The organism is Micromonospora sp. NPDC049114 (assembly GCF_040648635.1).
GTDB lineage: Bacteria > Actinomycetota > Actinomycetes > Mycobacteriales > Micromonosporaceae > Micromonospora.
The window spans coordinates 22,798-41,214 of record NZ_JBEZEA010000016.1 but is presented as its reverse complement, the minus strand read 5'-3'; the positions used below and the strand labels follow the sequence as shown (position 1 = coordinate 41,214).

At 72.7% G+C, this 18,417-nt stretch carries 14 protein-coding genes; 6 read left to right on the top strand and 8 right to left on the bottom strand.

Annotated features, from left to right (window positions below):
- Positions 1-136: 136 nt before the first annotated feature.
- The 7 genes from mraY to mraZ all read right to left on the bottom strand — a co-directional run bounded on the left by mraY (position 137) and on the right by mraZ (position 8,836).
- The gene (gene mraY, locus AB0B39_RS29525; protein ID WP_234591416.1) at positions 137-1,261 is read right to left on the bottom strand and encodes a phospho-N-acetylmuramoyl-pentapeptide-transferase; all 1,125 of its coding nucleotides are present in this window, start codon (positions 1,259-1,261) and stop codon (positions 137-139) included.
- On the bottom strand, positions 1,258-2,655 hold the full coding sequence (gene murF, locus AB0B39_RS29520) for a UDP-N-acetylmuramoyl-tripeptide--D-alanyl-D-alanine ligase (protein ID WP_357575939.1): 1,398 nt from the start codon (positions 2,653-2,655) through the stop codon (positions 1,258-1,260). The genes mraY and murF overlap by 4 nt, the downstream gene beginning before the upstream one ends.
- Positions 2,652-4,214 carry a UDP-N-acetylmuramoyl-L-alanyl-D-glutamate--2,6-diaminopimelate ligase gene (locus AB0B39_RS29515; protein WP_234591414.1) on the bottom strand — a complete coding sequence of 521 codons (1,563 nt, stop codon included), beginning with the start codon at positions 4,212-4,214 and terminating at the stop codon, positions 2,652-2,654. Before AB0B39_RS29515 ends, murF begins: the two co-directional genes overlap by 4 nt.
- Positions 4,215-4,266: 52 nt before the next feature.
- Positions 4,267-6,492 (bottom strand): penicillin-binding transpeptidase domain-containing protein, encoded by a 2,226-nt coding sequence (locus tag AB0B39_RS29510; RefSeq protein WP_357575938.1) that lies wholly within the window; start codon positions 6,490-6,492, stop codon positions 4,267-4,269.
- A gap of 3 nt (positions 6,493-6,495) precedes the next feature.
- Complete coding sequence (locus AB0B39_RS29505) at positions 6,496-7,098, bottom strand: hypothetical protein (protein WP_357575937.1); 603 nt, start codon at positions 7,096-7,098, stop codon at positions 6,496-6,498.
- A gap of 59 nt (positions 7,099-7,157) precedes the next feature.
- Entirely contained in the window at positions 7,158-8,198 is a 1,041-nt protein-coding gene (gene rsmH, locus AB0B39_RS29500) for a 16S rRNA (cytosine(1402)-N(4))-methyltransferase RsmH (protein WP_357575980.1), read from the bottom strand.
- Between the two features lie 206 nt (positions 8,199-8,404).
- Complete coding sequence (mraZ, locus tag AB0B39_RS29495; RefSeq protein ID WP_007463034.1) at positions 8,405-8,836, bottom strand: division/cell wall cluster transcriptional repressor MraZ; 432 nt, start codon at positions 8,834-8,836, stop codon at positions 8,405-8,407.
- A gap of 356 nt (positions 8,837-9,192) precedes the next feature.
- Here mraZ and AB0B39_RS29490 point away from each other — a divergent pair, with 356 nt between their 5' ends.
- From AB0B39_RS29490 to AB0B39_RS29475, 4 genes are read left to right on the top strand one after another with little or no spacing between them, the layout of a single operon-like run.
- A complete protein-coding gene (locus AB0B39_RS29490; RefSeq protein ID WP_234590677.1) occupies positions 9,193-10,440 on the top strand; it encodes a MurT ligase domain-containing protein in 1,248 nt (415 codons plus the stop codon).
- On the top strand, positions 10,430-11,149 hold the full coding sequence (locus AB0B39_RS29485; RefSeq protein ID WP_357499092.1) for a glutamine amidotransferase: 720 nt from the start codon (positions 10,430-10,432) through the stop codon (positions 11,147-11,149). Before AB0B39_RS29490 ends, AB0B39_RS29485 begins: the two co-directional genes overlap by 11 nt.
- Complete coding sequence (locus AB0B39_RS29480; RefSeq protein ID WP_357499094.1) at positions 11,146-11,829, top strand: VTT domain-containing protein; 684 nt, start codon at positions 11,146-11,148, stop codon at positions 11,827-11,829. The genes AB0B39_RS29485 and AB0B39_RS29480 overlap by 4 nt, the downstream gene beginning before the upstream one ends.
- Before the next feature lie 2 nt (positions 11,830-11,831).
- A complete protein-coding gene (locus AB0B39_RS29475; protein WP_357575936.1) occupies positions 11,832-12,686 on the top strand; it encodes an aminoglycoside phosphotransferase family protein in 855 nt (284 codons plus the stop codon).
- A gap of 134 nt (positions 12,687-12,820) precedes the next feature.
- On the opposite strand, the gene leuS is transcribed toward AB0B39_RS29475, so the two are convergent.
- Positions 12,821-15,661, bottom strand: a complete 2,841-nt coding sequence (gene leuS / locus AB0B39_RS29470) for a leucine--tRNA ligase (protein ID WP_357575935.1) — start codon at positions 15,659-15,661, stop codon at positions 12,821-12,823.
- A 401-nt stretch (positions 15,662-16,062) separates the two neighbouring features.
- Between leuS and AB0B39_RS29465 the strand changes: the two genes are divergently transcribed.
- Entirely contained in the window at positions 16,063-17,115 is a 1,053-nt protein-coding gene (locus AB0B39_RS29465) for a MoxR family ATPase (protein ID WP_234590654.1), read from the top strand.
- Between the two features lies 1 nt (position 17,116).
- Positions 17,117-18,415 carry a DUF58 domain-containing protein gene (locus AB0B39_RS29460; protein WP_357499100.1) on the top strand — a complete coding sequence of 433 codons (1,299 nt, stop codon included), beginning with the start codon at positions 17,117-17,119 and terminating at the stop codon, positions 18,413-18,415.
- Positions 18,416-18,417 lie beyond the last annotated feature (2 nt).

The following is an 18,417-nucleotide window of genomic DNA, read 5'->3' as shown; positions in this document are numbered from 1 at the left end:
GGACGTTCCGACCACCCGGGCCACCCAGTCCCTGCCCCCGCTCGTGCCCAGCAACGCGCCCGCCCCGACCTGCGCCGGGCGGGTTGGGGCGGGGTCGGGGCGGGTCGGGGTCGGTGTCGGGGCGAGGTCGGGACCGTCAGGTCATGTTGGCGAGGAACTCGCTGTAGAACAGGCCCAGGGCGATGGCCACACCGATGCCGGCGATGATCCAGAACCGGACCACGATGTTGACCTCGCTCCAGCCGGCCAACTCGAAGTGGTGCTGCAGCGGTGACATCCGGAACACACGTTTACCTGTGGTCCGGAAGGAGATGATCTGGATCACCACGGACATCGTGATGATCACGAAGAGCCCGCCGATGATCGGCAGCAGCAGGATCGTGCGGGTGGACATCGCCATGCCGGCGATCAGGCCGCCCAGGCCCAGCGCCCCGGTGTCACCCATGAAGATCCGCGCCGGGGACGTGTTCCACCACAGGAAGCCCACACAGGCCCCGGCCGCGGCCCCGGCTATCAGCGCGATCTCCAACGGGTCCCGGACCTCGTAGCAGTACGGCTGGGTGTAGCTCGGGTCGGCGCACCAGTGGCGGTACTGCCAGAACGCGATCAGCGCGTACGCGGCGAGCACCATCACCGAGGCGCCGGTCGCCAGACCGTCCAGGCCGTCCGTCAGGTTGACGCCGTTCGTCGCGGCCATCACCACGAAAATGAAGATGATCACCGCGCCGACCTTGCTGACCTCCAGGAAGTCGATGTCCCGGATGAAGCTCAGCGTGGTGCTGCCCACGGTCTGGGTGTTGGTGGCGTTGCCCGTCGCGTCGGTCATCGTGCTCGGGAACCACAGCGCGATCACGCCGAAGACCGCTCCGACCAGGATCTGACCGAGCAGCTTGCCGCGCTTGTTGAGGCCGGCGCTGTTGCGCTTGCGCACCTTGAGGAAGTCGTCGAGGAAGCCCACCGCGCCGGAGAACACCATCAGCCCCAGCAGCACCAGCGCCGTGATGGTCGGCTCCACCTGCGCGATCTGCGCGTCCGGCAGCGTGGTCAGGGCCAGGTGGCCGGCCACGTACGCGATCACGGTGGCCAGGATGAAGACCACGCCGCCCATCGTCGGCGTGCCCTTCTTGCCCTGGTGCATGGCCGGGCCGTCGGACCGGATCGGCTGGCCGGCCTTGAGCCGGGTGAACACCTTGATCGCGATCGGGGTGCAGAACAGCGAGACGACGAAGGCCACCCCGATGGCGACGATGATGGCCCTCATCGACTGGCCTCCCCGGCGGCGTCGGCGCGCAGGGCGTCGGCCACCTCCCAGGTCCGGTACCGGGAGCCCTTGACCAGGACGACGTCGCCCGGTCGTAGCTCGCCCCGCAGCACCTCGACGGCCGCCGCCTGATCGGTGAGCAGCACCGACTTTCCTCCCCAGTTCGCTACCGCTGTCGCGCCTTCGTGGATCGGCGCGGCCGGCTCGCCCACCACGAGCAGCCGGTCGACACCCAGCTCGGCCGCGAGCCGGCCGACCTCGGCGTGGCCGTCGCGCTCGAACGGGCCCAGCTCGGCCATGTAACCGAGCACCGCGACGGTACGCCTCTCACGTCCGAGGCTGGCGAGCGCCCGGAGCGCCACAGCCATCGAGGCCGGGTTGGCGTTGTACGAGTCGTCGATGACCGTCACCCCGTCGGGCCGGTCGAAGACGTCCATCCGCCGGGTGGACTTCAGCCCCAGCTCGCCGAGCGCCGTGGCCACCTCGGCCAGCGGCATGCCCAGCTCCCGGGCGACCGCGGCGGCGGCGAGGGTGTTGCCGACCTGGTGGCGGCCGGTCAGCGCGAGCCGTACCGGCGCGCTTCCCTCCGGCGTGACAAGGGTGTACGACGGGTGCCCCCGCTCGTCGAGCGTGACGTCCTCGGCGCGCAGGTCGGCGTCGGGCGCCTCGCCGTAGCGGACCACCCGGGCCCGCGTACGGCTCGCCATGGCGTCCACCCGGGGGTCGTCGGCGTTCAGCACCGCCAGCCCGTCGGCCGGCAGCGCCTCGACCAGCTCGCCCTTGGCCAGCGCGATGTTGTCCTGTGAGCCGAACTCGCCGATGTGCGAGGTCCCGACGTTGAGCACCACCGAGATGCGGGGCGGCACCAGCTCGCACAGGTAGCGCACGTGCCCGATGCCGCGGGCGCCCTTCTCCATGACCAGGTAGCGGGTGTCCGGACCGGCCAGCAGAGCCGTGTACGGGTGGCCCAGCTCGTTGTTGAACGACCCGGGCGGGGCCACCGTGGCGCCGAGGCGGGTGGTGAGTTGGCCGATCAGGTCCTTCGTGGTGGTCTTGCCCGACGAGCCGGTCACCCCGATCACGGTCAGCTCGGGCAGCCGGGCCACCGCCGCGCGGGCCAGCCGGCCCATCGCGGTCAGGGCGTCGTCGACGAGCACCATCGGCACGCCGGGCACCTCGCGGCTGCCGAGCACGGCCACCGCGCCGGACTCGATCGCCCTCGCCGCGTAGTCGTGCCCGTCCACCTTCTCCCCGGGGAACGCCACGAAGAGCGAACCGGGCCCGACCTTGCGCGAGTCGAACTCGACCGAACCGGTGACGGTGGCGGTCGGGTCGGCGGCCACGAGCCGCCCGTCGACGGCTTCGGCCACCTCGGCCAGGGTCAGCGCGATCACCGCTGACCCGCCCGGTCCGGGAAGCGGGCCCGCAGCGCGTCGGCCAGCTCGGTGCTGTCGTCGAACGGGAGCATCTCGCCCGCCACCTCCTGACCCCGCTCATGGCCCTTGCCGAGCAGCGCGATCACGTCGCCCGGCTCGGCCAGTCGGACCGCCTCGTCGATCGCGTCCCGGCGACCGGCCACCTCGATGATCCGGGCCGCCGTGCCCGCCCGGTACGCCCCGGCGAGCACCTCGGCACGGATCTGGGCCGGGTCCTCGGTCCGCGGGTTGTCGTCGGTCACCAGCACCACGTCGGCCCCCTCGGCCGCGGCGGCGCCCATCACCGGGCGCTTGCCCCGGTCGCGGTCCCCGCCGGCGCCGATCACACAGATCAGCCGGCCGGCGCTCAGCTCGCGCAGCGCGGCCAGCGCGGCCACTATCGCGTCGGCCTTGTGCGCGTAGTCGACGACCCCGCGCACCGGGCCGACGACGTCGACAAGTTGCAGGCGACCGGGCACGCCACCGCAGGCGGCCACGCCGGCCGCCGCGGTCACCGGGTCCACCCCGGCACCCACCAGAGCGGCGATCGCCAGCAGCGCGTTTGCCACGTTGTGCCGCCCGGGCAGCGCCACACCGGCGGTCAGCGCCACGCCGTCCGGGCCGTGCGCGGTGAACCGCTGCGCGTACCCCTCGCCGTCGACACCGTCGGCCCACCACGTCGCGGTCGGGTCGCCGGCGGCCGAGTAGCTGACCGTCGCCGGCTTGTAGAGCGGCTTGAGCGCCGGATCGTCGTGGTTGAGCACCTCGACCGCGCACCGGCCGTCGAAGAGCTGCGCCTTGGCGGCGAAGTAGTCGGCGCTGTCGGCGTGGAAGTCCAGATGGTCGGAGCCGAAGTTCGTGTACCCGCCGACGGCGAAGCGCACCCCGCCGACCCGGCCCATGGCCAGGGCGTGGCTGGAGACCTCCATGACCACCGCGGTGACGCCGCGCTCCCGGGCGGTGGCCAGCATCGCGTGCAGGTCGGTCGCCTCCGGGGTGGTCCGCACGCTGTCGATCACCAGATCACCGAGCCGGGTCTCAACGGTGCCGATCAGCCCGGTGGTGTGCCCGGCGGCGCGCAACCCCGACTCGACGAGGTACGCGGTGGACGTCTTGCCGGCGGTCCCCGTCACGCCGATCACGGTGAGCGCCGCCGTCGGGTCGCCGTACACCGCCGAGGCCAGCTCGCCGAGCACCGCGCGGGGGTCGGGCACCACCAGGGCGGGCAGGCCGCTCGCCGCCGCCAGCTCGGCGCCGGCCGGGTCGGTCAGCAGGGCCACCGCGCCGGCCTCGGCCGCGCCGACGGCGAACTCCGCGCCGTGGCGGCGGGCGCCGGGCAGGGCCGCGTACAGGTCGCCGGGGCGGACCTCCTGGCTGGCGTGGGTGGCGCCGGTGACGACCACGTCGGCGGCGTCCGCCGGGAGGTCGACGGCGAGCCGGAGGGCGAGGTCACCGAGCCGGACGCCGGTCACGGTACGTGGACGTGGATTGCCGGGCACGGCGTCAGACCCTACCCGGTCGTCCGGTTCCGGCCGCACAGCCGCCCCGGTGGTTCGTCGGCACTCACCGATGATGTCGCCCCTGCGCTGGTCAGCGCGGAAAGACCACGAACTTCGGTGCGGAACCACTCGCGGACGGCGGTACGCGGTAGTGACGCAGCGTGAACTGCATCATGTCGCGGAACGCCGGGTTGGCGATCGCCGCGCCCCCACCACCGGGCGCGTACACGAAGACCGCGATCACGTACCGGGGCTTCTCGGCGGGGGCCATGCCGATGAAGGAGGACACCTCGCCCGGTTGCTTCTTGCCGTCCACCAGACGCCAGCCGGTGCCGGTCTTGCCGGCGACCCGGTAGCCGGGGACCGCCGCCAGGGTGCCGGTGGCGCCCTCGACGGTGGTGACGGCCTCCAGCATGGTGCGCAGCGCCGCCGCGTTCTGCGGGCTGAGCACCGAGCGGGTGACCGGCGCCGGCGCGGGGGTGCGCTTGCCGTCCGGGCCGATCGTCTCCTTCACGAGGTGCGGCTGCACGTACGTGCCGTCGTTGGCGATGGTGGCGTACGCGGCGGCCATCTGCAACGGCGTGGCGTCGACGCTGTGGCCGATCGGCACCGACCCGGCCGACGAACCGCTCCACTCGTCGAGGGGCAGCAGCCGACCGCTGGCCTCCCCGGGCAGGCCCTCGCCGGTGGCCTTGCCCAGCCCGAACCGCTTCTGGTAGTCGATCAGCCGCTCCGGGCCGAGCCGGTCGGCGACGGTGATCGCGCCGACGTTCGACGAGAAGGCAAGCATCCCGGGCACGCTCATCTTGCGGCCGTTGGCCGGGTGGGTGTCGGAGAACCAGGTGTCACCCTTCTTGATGCTGTTCGCGATCGGCAGCGTCGTGTCCGGGGTGATCACCCCCTCCTGGAGCGCGGCGCCGTAGGTGATCGCCTTGTGCACCGAGCCGGGGTCGACCACGAAGCTGGTCGCGGCGTCCTCGCGGGCGACCGGGTCGCTGTCTCCCGGCTTGGCGGCGTTGTAGGTGGGGTCGCTGGCCTGGGCCCGCACCTCGCCGGTGGCGACGTCGATGATCACGGCGGCGGCGGTCGCGCCCCGCTGCCCCGCCATCCCCGCGCTGAGGATCTGTTGGCAACGGAACTGCAGGTCACGGTCGATGGTGAGGGTCAGCGAGCTGCCCGGCTTGGCCGGGGTCGTCTTGCTGTAGCCGCCGGGGATCGGCGCGGCGAGGTCACCGAGGCCCGCCTCGTACACCCGCTTGCCGTCCTGCCCGGCGAGCAGCTCGTCGTAGCGGGCCTCCAGCCCTTCCAGCCCGACCATGTCCTGGCTGGTGAAGCCGATCAGGTTGGCCGCCAGGTCGTCGCCGGGCACCTCCCGACGCTCGTCGCGGTGCACCCCGATGCCGGGCAGCTCCAGCGCCAGCACCTGCTTGGCAGCCGGGATCTCCACCCCCCGGGCCAGGTACTCGAACCGCGACGGGTTGCCGTTCTCCAACTTGCGGGGCTTCATCAGCTCGGTGAGCTTGGACACCGGAATGCCGAGCAGCGGAGAGAGCGCCTTCGCGGTGGCGTCGGCGCCGATCCACGCGGGGTTGGACCGGTCCTCGATCAGGGTGGGGTCGGCGAACACGTACCGCGCCTCGACGCTGTGGGCCAGCGGCTCGCCCCGGAAGTCGTAGATCGCGCCGCGCGGTGCGGGCAGCTCGACCGTGCGGGTCCGGTCGGCGACGCCACCACCTGCGTACGCCGGGGTGTCGACCGCCTGCAGGAAGACCAACCGCACCCCGATGACGACGAAGAGCGCCAGGGTGAGCACCGTACCCAGGCGCAGCCGCAGCCGTGGGTCGGCGAGCTTCGGTGGACGCGGCGGCTTGCGCGACGGCCGGCGGGCCCCCGGCCGGTCGGCGCGGCCGGGCGCGCGCGGCGTGGTGCGGCGGCGCGGCGGCGGCTCGTCGCCGGCCGGGCCGCGCGGGGTGCGCGGCGCGACGGTCCGCACGACGCCACCCCGGCCGGCCGCCGGAGCGTCCCGCCGGCCGGAACGGGCGGCGGCCCGGCCGCCGTCGAGCACCTGCAACGCCGGCCGGAACGGGTCACCGGACCGGGTGCTGCGCGGGGTACGCCGCTGCTCGGCCGCCCCACCGCGCGCCGGCGTGCCCTCGCGGACGGTCCGGCCCCTCGGGGTGTACGCCCGGGCGCCGGAGATGCCCCCGATGCCCGGCTCGCCGGCCCGCGACTCCTCGTCGGCGGGCCCGCCAGCACGCGAAGAACCGCGCCGGGACCCTGGCGGGTTCCGGCGCGGCTCGTCCGACCTCGGTGACACGTGTCAGCCTCCCGCGCCCTGGCTGGTGACCGACGGCTGGCCGGTCGCCGGCTTCGGCACGCCGATGGTCTTGCCGTCCGGCATCCGGATGTACGCCGGCTCACCGGCGTCCACCAGACCCAGCCGACGCGCCTCGGCGGTCAGGTTGCCCGGCGCCTCGTACTCGGTGATCTGCTTGTCCAGCTGCTGCTTCTCCAGGTCCAGTCGGGCCTGCTGCTGCTGCAGCTTCTCCAACCGGAAGGCGTTCTCATTGATCTTGGTGTTGACCGCCAGGATGCCGAGCACCCCACCGACCACCAGCACCACGATCAGCGCCGCGAACGGCGCGCGCGGCACCGACACCGGCGGCGGCGGCGCCACCCGCAGCCGAGGCGAGCGCGCGGTCGCGACGCCTGCCTTCTCGGCCGGACGCAGCGCGGCGCTGCCCTGGGTCGGGAACTCGCGCGCCCCCCGGGCGCGAGCCTCCCCCTGCCGGTTGACTCGATCGATGCGTGGCGTACCGTTCCCCACGCGCGGGGCTCGCTCCGCCGCGGTCCGGCCCCCCGACCGCGGTGCGCGCTGCCCGCCGCCGGTGATGTCCCGGCGGTCGCGCTTGTCAATGTTCATGTCCCCTCCCCCTCTACATCCGTCCCTCTGCCGTCCCGGTGCCCCTGATCCCCCACGGATCAGGCTGACCCAGTGCCCGGTTGGTGCATCCCCTTCACCCTGCGGCGGGACCGTTCGCGGTCGGTCCGCCCCTGTTCTGTCGCGTTCGGGTCGAGTCGCTCCGCGGCCCGCAACCGCACCGAAGCGGCGCGCGGGTTCGCGGCGACCTCCGCCTCCCCGGGCAGTTCGGCGCCCCGGCTGAGCAGCCGGAACGTCGGACCGGACCCGGGCAGCTCAACCGGGAGGTCGATCGGGCCCTTACTGCGGACCCGATCCGCGAGCGCCGCCTTGGTGAGCCGGTCCTCCAGCGAGTGGTAGGACAGGACCACCATGCGACCGCCCACGGTCAAAGCGTCGAGCGCGGACGGCAGCGCCGTCTCCAGCGCTGCCAGCTCTCTGTTTACCTCGATCCGTAAAGCCTGAAACGTTCTCTTTGCCGGGTGTCCGCCCGTTCGTCGCGCTGGCGCCGGAATGGAATCCCGGACCAGCTCCGCCAGCCGCGCGGACGAGGTGATCCGGGCGCGTTCCCGCTCCCGGATGATCGCCGAGGCGATCCGGCCGGCGAACTTCTCCTCGCCGTACACCCGCAGAACCCGGGCCAGATCCGGATGGGCGTACGTGTTGACCACCTCTTCGGCGGTCACCCCCCGCGTCTGATCCATCCGCATGTCCAGCGGCGCGTCCTGCGCGTACGCGAACCCGCGGTCGGGCGCGTCCAGTTGCAGCGACGAGACACCCAGGTCGAACAGGATCCCGTCGATTCCCGGATAGCCCAGCCGCTGCAGCACCTCGGGCAGCTCGTCATAGACGGCGTGCTCCAGGTGCACCCGGTCGGCGAACCGCGCCAGCCGGACCCGCGCGTGAGCGAGCGCCTCGGTGTCCCGGTCGAGCCCGATCAGGACCGTCTCCGGGTGCGCCTGCAACACCGCCTCCGCGTGCCCGGCGAGGCCGAGCGTCGCGTCGACGTGCACCGTCCGGCCGCCTCGACCCAGCGCGGGGGCCAGCAGCTCGAGACACCGCTCGAGCAGCACCGGCACGTGCGTGCCGCGCAACTCCCCCATGTCGACCCCCACTGGTTGAAACGTCCGTTCTTCTCGCGCGCCTGCCGTGGCGACGGCGCTGCCGTCGTACCGCCAGATCCCCATCCGCTCCCGCCGGACACCGGACGCGCGCCCGATGACTGGATCGTGCGCCTGGCACCGGGGAAGGGGTGCCAGGAACTCGAAAGCGGCTGGAGATCTCGCAGTACGTCGGGCGCCGTTCCGCCCTACAGACCGCCGGGCAGCACCCCCTCCTCGATGTCGGCGAAGTCGTCTTCGCTCTCGGCGAGGTAGGTCTCCCAGGCGACCTTGTCCCAAATCTCCACCCGCGTGCTCGCGCCGATGACCACCAGGTCACGGTCGAGCGCGGCGTACTGGCGAAGGTGTGCCGGAATGGTCACGCGGCCCTGCTTGTCCGGCACCTCGTCGTGCGCGCTGGCGAAGAAGACCCGGCTGTAGGCCCGGGCCGCCTTGTGCGTCATCGGCTGCGCGCGCAACTGCTCCGCGATCCGCTGGAACTCGGGTGTCGGAAAGACGTAGAGGCAACGATCCTGCCCTTTGGTGACCACGACACCCCCCGCCAGCTCATCCCGGAACCTGGCCGGAAGGATCAACCGGCCTTTGTCGTCCAGGCGCGGAGTATGGGTGCCGAGGAACATCCGGCCCTACCCCCTCGCCCTTGAGCGGCGTTCGCGGCGCCGCTGACCCCCCGGGCCGGTGAGCCCTCCCGGCCTCACCATTGGGCCCCACCTTACTCCACTTCCCTCCACCTGCAACCAGATTCGCCCGCGTGGCGCGGTCGATTCACGCGCAAAACCGCACGTCACACGGGGTGGAGCGGAGTGGAGGGCCGGAGCCCTCCCCCGGCGTGGTCCGCTTTCCGACATAGATCGACTCCGTCCGGTGGAGCGCAAACCGACCACCCGCGCGGACGCCACGGCCGAACGGTTCACCGTCGGCGGCGATCTGGTGAGGCGGGCGGTCCGGTAACCTCGCTCGCGTGACGGACGCGAAAATGCCCCTACGGGCCAAGGTGGCCAGCTCCGTGTCACGGACCGCCGCGGCGCTCTCCCGGGCCGCCGGCCGTGGCGACGGATCGGTGATCGGCGGATGGATCGGGCTGAAGATCGACCCGGACCTGCTGGCGCACCTGTCGGCCGGACGCGCCATCGCGCTCGTCTCCGGCACCAACGGCAAGACGACCACCACCCGGTTGACCGCCGCCGCGGTCGGCGTGCTCGGCCGGGTCGCCACCAACTCCTTCGGCGCCAACATGCCCAGCGGGCACACCTCGGCGCTGGCCAAGGCCGGCAGCACCCCGTACGCGGTGCTGGAGGTCGACGAGCACTACCTCGCCCAGGTGCTGGAGTCGACCGAACCGCACGTGGTGGCACTGCTGAACCTCTCCCGCGACCAGCTGGACCGGGCCAAGGAGGTCGCCATGATGGCGCAGCTCTGGCGCGCGGCGCTGGTCCGGCACACCGACGTACGGGTGGTGGCCAACGCCGACGACCCGCTTGTGGTCTGGGCCGCCACCCCGCCCGGCGACCCCGCCCGGGGCATCAACCCGCCGCACGTGACCTGGTTCAGCGCCGGCCAGCGCTGGCACGACGACTCCTGGGTCTGCCCGGAGTGCGGCTCCACGATCCAGCGCTCGGGCGAGCAGTGGTGGTGCACCGGCTGTGCGCTGCGCCGACCGGAGCCGAACTGGGTCGTCGAGGACGAGGGCGTGCTCGACCCCACCGGGGCCTGGCACAAGGTCTCCCTCCAGCTGCCCGGCAAGGTCAACCTCGGCAACGCGGCGACCGCGCTGGCCGTGGCGGCCGAGTTCGGCGTACGCCCCGTCGACGCGGTGTCCCGCCTCGGCATCGTCACCTCGGTGGCCGGCCGTTACGCGCAGGTCGACAAGGACGGGCGCAACATCCGGCTGCTGCTGGCCAAGAACCCGGCCAGCTGGCTGGAGGCCTTCGACATGGCCGACGACGCGCCGACACTGCTCTCCATCAACGCGCGCGACCCCGACGGTCTGGACACCTCCTGGCTCTACGACGTCGATTTCGCCCCGCTGCGCGGCCGGCAGGTGTTGATCACCGGCGACCGAGCCTACGACCTGGCGGTCCGACTGGACGTCAACGACGTACCGTTCCAGCACGTACGCACCTTCGACGACGCGATCCGGTCGGTCCCGCCCGGGCGGCTGGAGGTCATCGCGAACTACACCGCGTTCCAGGACATCCGAGCGGAGTTGGACCGTGTCATCTGAGAGCCTGCGCATCGTCTGGATCTACCCCGACCTGCTGTCCACCTACGGCGACCGGGGCAACGCCCTGATCCTCGCCCGGAGGGCCCGCCAGCGGGGCATGCCGGTCGAGGTGCTGGAGGTCCGCTCCGACCAGCGGCTGCCCGCGACCGCCGACATCTACCTGGTCGGCGGGGGCGAGGACGGCCCGCAGGCGTTGGGTGCCCAGCGGCTGATCGCCGACGGCGGCCTGCACCGGGCGGTCGCCCAGGGCTCGGTCGTCTTCGGCGTCTGTGCCGGCTACCAGCTGCTCGGCACCTCCTTCTTCGCCAAGGGCGTCCAGTGTCGAGGGCTGGAGCTGCTGGACCTGCAGTCCGACCGGGGCGAGAGCCGGGCCGTCGGCGAGCTGGCCGGTGAGATCGACCCCCGGCTGGGCCTGCCCCCGCTGACCGGTTTCGAGAACCACGGCGGTCGCACCCACCTCGGTCCGGAGGTCGCCCCGCTCGCCCGGGTCACCACCGGGATCGGCAACGACGGCGCCACCGAGGGCGCGTGGCGCGGCAAGCTGCTGGGCACCTACTCGCACGGCCCGGCACTGGCCCGCAACCCGGCCCTGGCCGACCTGCTGCTGCGCTGGGCCACCGGGGCACACCAGCTGCCTCCGCTGGACGACACCTGGTCGGACCGGCTGCGCAACGAGCGCCGCGCCGCAGTGGCCCCCGCCCGGGCATGATCCGAGCCGTCCGGCGGCTGCTCCGGCAGCCGTCGGCCGCCCGGTTCGCCCTGCTCGTGCTGCTGATCGGCGGCTGCGGGCTGCTGCTGCTCCTGCTGCCCCGACCGGATCTGGCGCACCTGCCGGACCTGGCCGACCGGTTGGGCGGCCTCGCTCCGGTGGCGGCGATCCTCGGTGGAGCGCTGCTGCTGGTCGCGCTGGTCCCCCGTACCTTCATCACGCTGGCCGCGGGCGCGATCTTCGGCCCCCTGGAGGGCGCGGCGTACGCCCTGGGTGCCGCGTTGGTGGCGGCGGCGATCGGGTTCACGGTGGGCCGGCTGCTCGGCCGGGAGTTCGTCGCCGAGCGGGTCCGGGGCCGACTGGCCCGCCTCGACGGGTGGTTCGCCCGGCAGAGCGTGGTCGGCGTGATCACCGTCCGGCTGCTGCCGATCGCCGGCTTCGGCCTGGTCAGCTACGGCTACGGCACGACCGGCGCCCGGATGCTGCCGTTCCTGGCCGGCAGCGTGATCGCCGCCGCGCCGACCGCGTTCGGCTACGCCGCGATCGGCGCGGCCGTCAGCTCACCCGGGCACATCAACTGGTACGCCGCCGCCCCTTCCAGCCTCGGCCTGATCGCCAGCCTCGTGCTCGTCCACCAGTGGTGGCGCGGTGAACGACGCCGCCGCCGGATCCCGGCCTGACCATGCCCGGGCCGACCGACGGCGCCACCGAGCAGCCGCCCACCAGCGGAAACGCCGACCAACCGCCCACCGACGGCCACGCCGACCAACCGCCCACCGGCGGCGACGTCGAGGAGGCGCTCACCGGTGGCTACGTCGCCGACGTGGTCCGGATCGGCGACACGGTACGACGTACCCCACCGGCCAACCTGGACTTCGTCGGTGCGCTGCTGCGGCACCTGGCCGAGGTGGGCGCGGACCTCGCGCCCCGGCACCTGGGCGTCGACGACCGCGGCCGGCAGGTGCTCAGCTACGTCGCGGGGCGGGTGCCGTGGCGGGACCGGGAGGATCCGGGGTTCTTCGCCGACGCGGCGCTGGTGCGGCTGGCCGAGCTGATCCGCCGGCTGCACGACGCGTGTGCGGGCACCGACCTGGCCGGCGACGCCGAGACCGTGTGTCACCGCGACCTGTCGCCGAAGAACACCGTGTACCGGGACTCCCCGACCGGGCCGCTGCCCGTGGCCTTCATCGACTGGGACCTGGCCAGGCCGGGGCGCCGGATCGAGGACGTGGCGTTCGCCGGCTGGCACTGGGCGCCGCTGGGCGAGGGTGCCGACCCGGCCGAGCTGGGTCGGCGGTGTCGTGTGCTCTGCGCCGCCTACGACGCGGCCGGCCCGGGGTTGCTGCCCCGGGCGGAACTGGTGGACGTGATGCTCGACCAGATCGGGAGCACCTGGCGGGGCATCGACGCCGACGCCGACCGCGACGTGCCGGCCATGCGCCGCCTGCGCGACGCGGGCGCGGTGGCGGTGATCCGCCGCTGGCAGGACTGGCTGCACACCCATCGCCACACAGTCGCCACCCCCCTGTCCCCCTAACCCCCGCCCCGCCGGTCGCGTCGATCATGGAGTCGTGGTGGGGACGAATCCCCTGGCCCGGGGCGACTCGGGCACCACAACTCCATGATCGACCGGGACGAGGGGGCGGGCGGCGAGGCGGGGTGGGTGGGTGGTTAGGCGACGATCGAGACCAGGCGGCCCGGGACCACGATGACCTTGCGGGGTTCCCTGTCCGCCAGGGTGGCGGCCACCGCGTCCAGGGCCGTCGCGCGGACGGTCTCCTCGGCGGCGTCGGCGGGGACCTCGATGCGGCCACGGACCTTGCCGTTGACCTGCACCGGATAGGTCACCGTCTCGGCCACCAGCAGCGCCGGGTCGGCGGTCGGGAAGTCCGCGTACGTCAGCGAGGTGTCGTGGCCCAGCTTGCGCCACAGCTCCTCGGCCACGTGCGGGGCGAACGGCGCCACCATCAGCACCAGCGGCTCGGCCACCTCCCGTGGCGTGGTCGACAGTCGGGTCAGCCCGTTGGTCAGCTCGATCAGCTTGGCGATAGCGGTGTTGAACCGGATGCCGTCCATGTCGCCACGGACCCCGTCGATCACCTTGTGCAGCAGCCGGCGGGTCGCGTCGTCGGCCGGGTCGTCGGTGACCCGCACCGCGCCGGTCTGCTCGTCGACGATCGCCCGCCAGACGCGCTGCAGGAACCGGTACGAGCCGACCACGGCCCGGGTCTCCCAGGGGCGGGACACCTCCAGCGGGCCCATCGACATCTCGTACACCCGGAAGGTGTCCGCGCCGTAGGCGGCGCACATGTCGTCGGGGGTCACCACGTTCTTCAGCGACTTGCCCATCTTGCCGTACTCGCGGTTGACCGTCAGGTCGCCCAGGTAGTAGGCGCCGTCGCGCTCGACGACGTCCTCGGCCTGCACGTAGCTGCCGCGCGAGTCGGTGTACGCGTACGCCTGGATCATGCCCTGGTTGAACAGCTTGCGGAACGGCTCGAACGACGACACGTGCCCCAGGTCGAACAGCACCTTGTGCCAGAACCGCGCGTACAGCAGATGCAGCACGGCGTGCTCGGCGCCGCCGACGTACAGGTCGGTGCCGCCGCAGTCGCCCTCGCCGCGCGGACCCATCCAGTACCGCTCGTTCTCCGCGTCGACGAACCGCTCGGAGTTGGTCGGGTCCAGGTAGCGCATCTCGTACCAGCAGGAGCCGGCCCACTGCGGCATCACGTTGGTCTCGCGGGTGTAGCGCTTCGGCCCGTCGCCCAGGTCCAGCTCCACCTCGACCCAGTCGCGGCGTCGCGACAGCGGGGTCTCCGGGTTGGAGGCCGCGTCGTCCGGGTCGAACGTCTTCGGGGAGAAGTCCTCCACCTCCGGCAGCTCGACGGGCAGCATCTCCTCGGGCAGGGCGATCGCGGCGCCGGTCTCGTCGTAGACGATCGGGAACGGCTCACCCCAGTAACGCTGGCGGGAGAACAGCCAGTCGCGCAGCCGGTAGGTCACCGCGCCGGTGCCGTGGCCGTTGGCCTCCAGCCAGGCGATGATCGCCGCCTTGGCGTCGGCGACCCCCAGGCCGTTCAGGTCCAGGCCGCGCTCGGGCGCGGCGCTGTTGATGGCCGGGCCGTCCCCGGTGTACGCCTTGCCGTCGAAGCCCTCCGCCGGCTGCACGGTACGCACGATGGGCAGCTCGAACACCTCGGCGAACGCCCAGTCCCGCTCGTCCTGGGCGGGCACCGCCATGATCGCGCCGGTGCCGTAGCCGGCCAGTACGTAGTCGGCGATGAAGATCGGGATCTGCCCGCCGGTGACCGGGTTGGTGGCGTACGCGCCGATGAAGACGCCGGTCTTCTCCTTGCTGTCGGACTGCCGCTCGACGTCGGTCTTGGCGGCCGCCGCCTTGCGGTACGCCTCGACGGCCTCGGAGGGGCTGGCGTGCCCGCCGGTCCAGGCGTCCCTCGTGCCGTCGGGCCAGGTGGCCGGCGCCAGCGTGTCGACCAGCTCGTGCTCGGGCGCCAGCACCATGTAGGTGGCCCCGAAGACGGTGTCCGGGCGGGTCGTGAACACCCGGATCGGCTCCCGGGTGGTCGGGAAGTCGATGTGCGCGCCGGTGGAGCGACCGATCCAGTTGCGCTGCATCAGCTTGATCGGCTCGGGCCAGTCCAGGCTGTCCAGGTCGTCCAGCAGCCGGTCGGCGTACGCGGTGATCCGCATCTTCCACTGCTTCAGGCTGCGCTTGAAGACCGGGAAGTTGCCCCGGTCGGAGCGACCGTCGGCGGTGACCTCCTCGTTGGCCAGCACGGTGCCCAGCCCGGGGCACCAGTTCACCGGCGCCTCCGAGACGTACGCCAGTCGGTGGTCGTCGACGACCTGCCGACGCTCGGCGACGCTCAGCTCGGCCCAGGACCGGCCGTCCGGGGTGGGCCGGTTGCCGCCCTCGAACTCGGCGATCAGCTCGGCGATCGGCCGGGCCTTACCGGCGTCGCGGTCGTACCAGGAGTTGAAGATCTGCAGGAAGATCCACTGGGTCCAGCGGTAGAAGTCGGTGTCGATGGTCGCCACCGAGCGGCGCTCGTCGTGGGCCAGCCCCAGCCGGCGCAGCTGCGCCTTGTACCGCTCGATGTTCGCCACAGTCGTGGTGCGGGGGTGGGTGCCGGTCTGCACGGCGTACTGCTCGGCGGGCAGCCCGAACGCGTCGAAGCCCATTGCGTGCAGCACGTTGCGCCCGGCCATCCGCTGGTAGCGGGCGTAGCAGTCGGTGCCGATGTAGCCCAGCGGGTGGCCGACGTGCAGGCCGGCGCCGGACGGGTACGGGAACATGTCCAGCACGTACAGCTTCTCCGCCCCGGCCCGGGGGTGGCCCGGATCGGCCAGCGGACCGGTCGGGTTCGGTGCGTGGAAGGTGCCCTCGCGCGCCCAGGTGTCCTGCCAACGGGTCTCGATCTCGTCAGCCAGGGCCGCGGTGTACCGGAACGGGGGGATGTCGCCCGCCGGTGCGGCTGCCTCACTCATCGTTTCTCCTCGCTTCGCTTCGCTTCGTCTCGGCACCACCGGGCCGGACCGGCGGCGGGCACAAAAAAGCCCCTCGCGCAGGAGGGGCCGCCGTGCTGTCGCGCGTTCAGCGCATCAGCACGGCCCGGTAAGAAGCAGGAAGACTCCGGCCATGCCCGGCAGTGTACCCCGTCGCCGACGGAGCCGGAGGAACCGCCGGCGCGGTCGGCTCGATCCCCCATCTCGGCGAATATCCGTGCGTAAGCGGCGGACTACCTGCGGGGGTCGGCGATAACGACAAACATGGTTAGCCTGAGAGGCCAGTGAGAATCCTGCGGCAAACGAGGCTCGACGTCGCGAACCCAACGGCGGGTCCAGGTGCTCTCTACAGAGCTGCCGTGACGGCGACGAGGAGGAGGCCCGTGACACAACAGACCTGGGACGAGGTGGGCGGCCTGTTGCCGCACGACGAGTTCCGCGCCGCCAGCGAGGCCATCGTGGCCAACATCGAGCAGGTCATCGAGGGTAAGACCGCCACCGTGCGGCTGGCCCTGGCCGTCCTGCTCGCCGAGGGCCACCTCCTCATCGAAGACGTTCCCGGCGTCGGCAAGACCAAGCTGGCCAAGGCCCTCGCGCGGTCCATCGACTGCACGGTGCGCCGGATCCAGTTCACCCCCGACCTGCTGCCCAGCGATGTCACCGGCGTCAGCGTCTACAACCAGGAGACGCACGACTTCGAGTTCCGCCCGGGCGCGGTCTTCGCCAACCTGGTCGTCGGCGACGAGATCAACCGGGCGTCGCCGAAGACCCAGTCGGCGTTGCTGGAGTGCATGGAGGAACGGCAGGTCACCGTCGACGGTGTGACCTACCAGCTCCAGACCCCGTTCATGGTCATCGCCACCCAGAACCCGATCGAGATGGAGGGGACGTACCCGCTGCCTGAGGCGCAGCGCGACCGGTTCACCGCCCGGATCGCGATGGGTTACCCCGACGCCGGCGCCGAGTTGGCCATGCTGGACGGGCACGGCGGCACCGACCCGCTGAACGAGCTGCGCCCGGTCTCCGACGCGGACATCGTCCGGCAGCTCATCGCCACCGTCCGGCAGGTGCACGTCGCGGACGCCGTCAAGCAGTACGCCATCGACCTGGTCACCGCCACCCGGGAGGCCCCCGACCTGCGCCTCGGCGCGTCCCCCCGGGCGACCCTGCAGCTGCTGCGCACGGCCCGGGCGGTCGCCGCGTTGGAGGGTCGCGACTACGTGCTCCCCGACGACCTGCAGGCCCTGGCGGTGCCGGTGCTCGCGCACCGGATCATCCCGACGGCCGACGCGCAGCTCGCCCGACGCACCACCGACGCGATCGTCTCCGAGCTGGTGCACCGGCTGCCGTTGCCGCACGACCGGCAACGCAGCCCCTACGACACCCGACCCGCCACCGGCAACGGTCGCGCGCCCTACGAGCCGCGGAGGCCGTGACGTGCGTGCCGGGCTGCGCGGGCTGACCACCCGCGGGCGCTCGTTCCTCGCGGCCGCGATCGCGGCGGCGATCTCGGCCATCATCCTGGGCGAGAAGGACCTGCTCCGGGTGGCCGTGCTGCTGGCCGTCCTGCCGCTGCTGGCCGCTGCCTACGTGGGTCGCAGCCGTTACAAGCTGGCCTGCAACCGGTCGCTGGACCCGCACCGGGTCCCGGTCGGGGCCAACTCGCGGGTGGTGCTGCGCCTGCAGAACCTCTCCCGGCTGCCCACCGGCACCCTGTTGCTGGAGGACCGGCTGCCCTACGCGCTGGGCAGCCGTCCCCGGGTGGTGCTGGAACGGCTCGGCGCGCACCAGGCCAGCTCCGTGGCGTACACGGTGCGCGCCGACGTGCGGGGCCGTTACGACGTGGGCCCGCTGGTGGTCCGGATGACCGACCCGTTCGGCCTCTGCGAGCTCACCCGCTCCTTCCCCAGCACCGACCATCTGACGGTCATCCCGCAGGTCACCCCCCTGCCGTCGGTCCGGCTCCCCGGGGAGTACGCGGGCAGCGGCGACAGCCGGGCCCGCTCGGTGGCGGTGCACGGCGAGGACGACGCGGCGACCCGGGAGTACCGCCGGGGCGACGACCTGCGCCGGGTGCACTGGAAGTCCACGGCGCGCACCGGCGAGCTGATGGTGCGCCGGGAGGAACAGCCCTGGGAGAGTCGGGCCACTGTCGTCCTGGACACCCGCGCGTACGGCCACCGGGGCGACGGCCCGACGTCGAGTTTCGAGTGGGCGGTCTCCGCTGCCGCCAGCATCGCCGTGCACCTGCGGCAGTCCGGCTACAAGCTGCGCCTGGTCACCGGCTCGGGGGTCGACGTGGACGCCTCGGAGGGCGGCGGCGACGGTGTGCTGCTCGACCACCTGGCCGAGGTCCGTCTGGACCAGCGCGCCGACGTGACCGGGTTGGTGCAGCGGGTTCGGCAGCGCGCCGACGGTGGCCTGATCATCGGGCTGTTCGGCATGGTCAGCGTCGCCGAGGCCGAGTTGCTGGCCGGGCTGCGCGGCAACGGCGCGACGTGCGCCGGTTTCCTGTTGGACAGCTCCACCTGGCTGAGCCTGCCGGAGAAGGCCCGCGCCGAGGCCGAGCACGCGCACGGCTCGGCGGTGCTGGCCATGGTGCGCAGTGGCTGGCGGGTGGTCGGCGTCGACCACGGCAGCCGACTGCCCGCGCTGTGGCCGCAGGCCGGCCGAGGATCCCAGGGCTTCGCCCTGCGCGCCGCGCTGGCCGAGACGGTCGCCGGCGGCGTGCGATGAAC

Bases quoted from the DNA above. Each gene is read 5' to 3' on its own strand.
- leuS (WP_357575935.1), bottom strand. From the start codon at position 15,661: ATGAGTGAGGCAGCCGCACCGGCGGGCGACATCCCCCCGTTCCGGTAC.
- AB0B39_RS29480 (WP_357499094.1), top strand. From the start codon at position 11,146: ATGATCCGAGCCGTCCGGCGGCTGCTCCGGCAGCCGTCGGCCGCCCGG.
- mraY (WP_234591416.1), bottom strand. From the start codon at position 1,261: ATGAGGGCCATCATCGTCGCCATCGGGGTGGCCTTCGTCGTCTCGCTG.
- AB0B39_RS29490 (WP_234590677.1), top strand. From the start codon at position 9,193: ATGCCCCTACGGGCCAAGGTGGCCAGCTCCGTGTCACGGACCGCCGCG.
- AB0B39_RS29475 (WP_357575936.1), top strand. From the start codon at position 11,832: ATGCCCGGGCCGACCGACGGCGCCACCGAGCAGCCGCCCACCAGCGGA.
- mraZ (WP_007463034.1), bottom strand. From the start codon at position 8,836: ATGTTCCTCGGCACCCATACTCCGCGCCTGGACGACAAAGGCCGGTTG.
- AB0B39_RS29505 (WP_357575937.1), bottom strand. From the start codon at position 7,098: ATGAACATTGACAAGCGCGACCGCCGGGACATCACCGGCGGCGGGCAG.
- rsmH (WP_357575980.1), bottom strand. From the start codon at position 8,198: ATGGGGGAGTTGCGCGGCACGCACGTGCCGGTGCTGCTCGAGCGGTGT.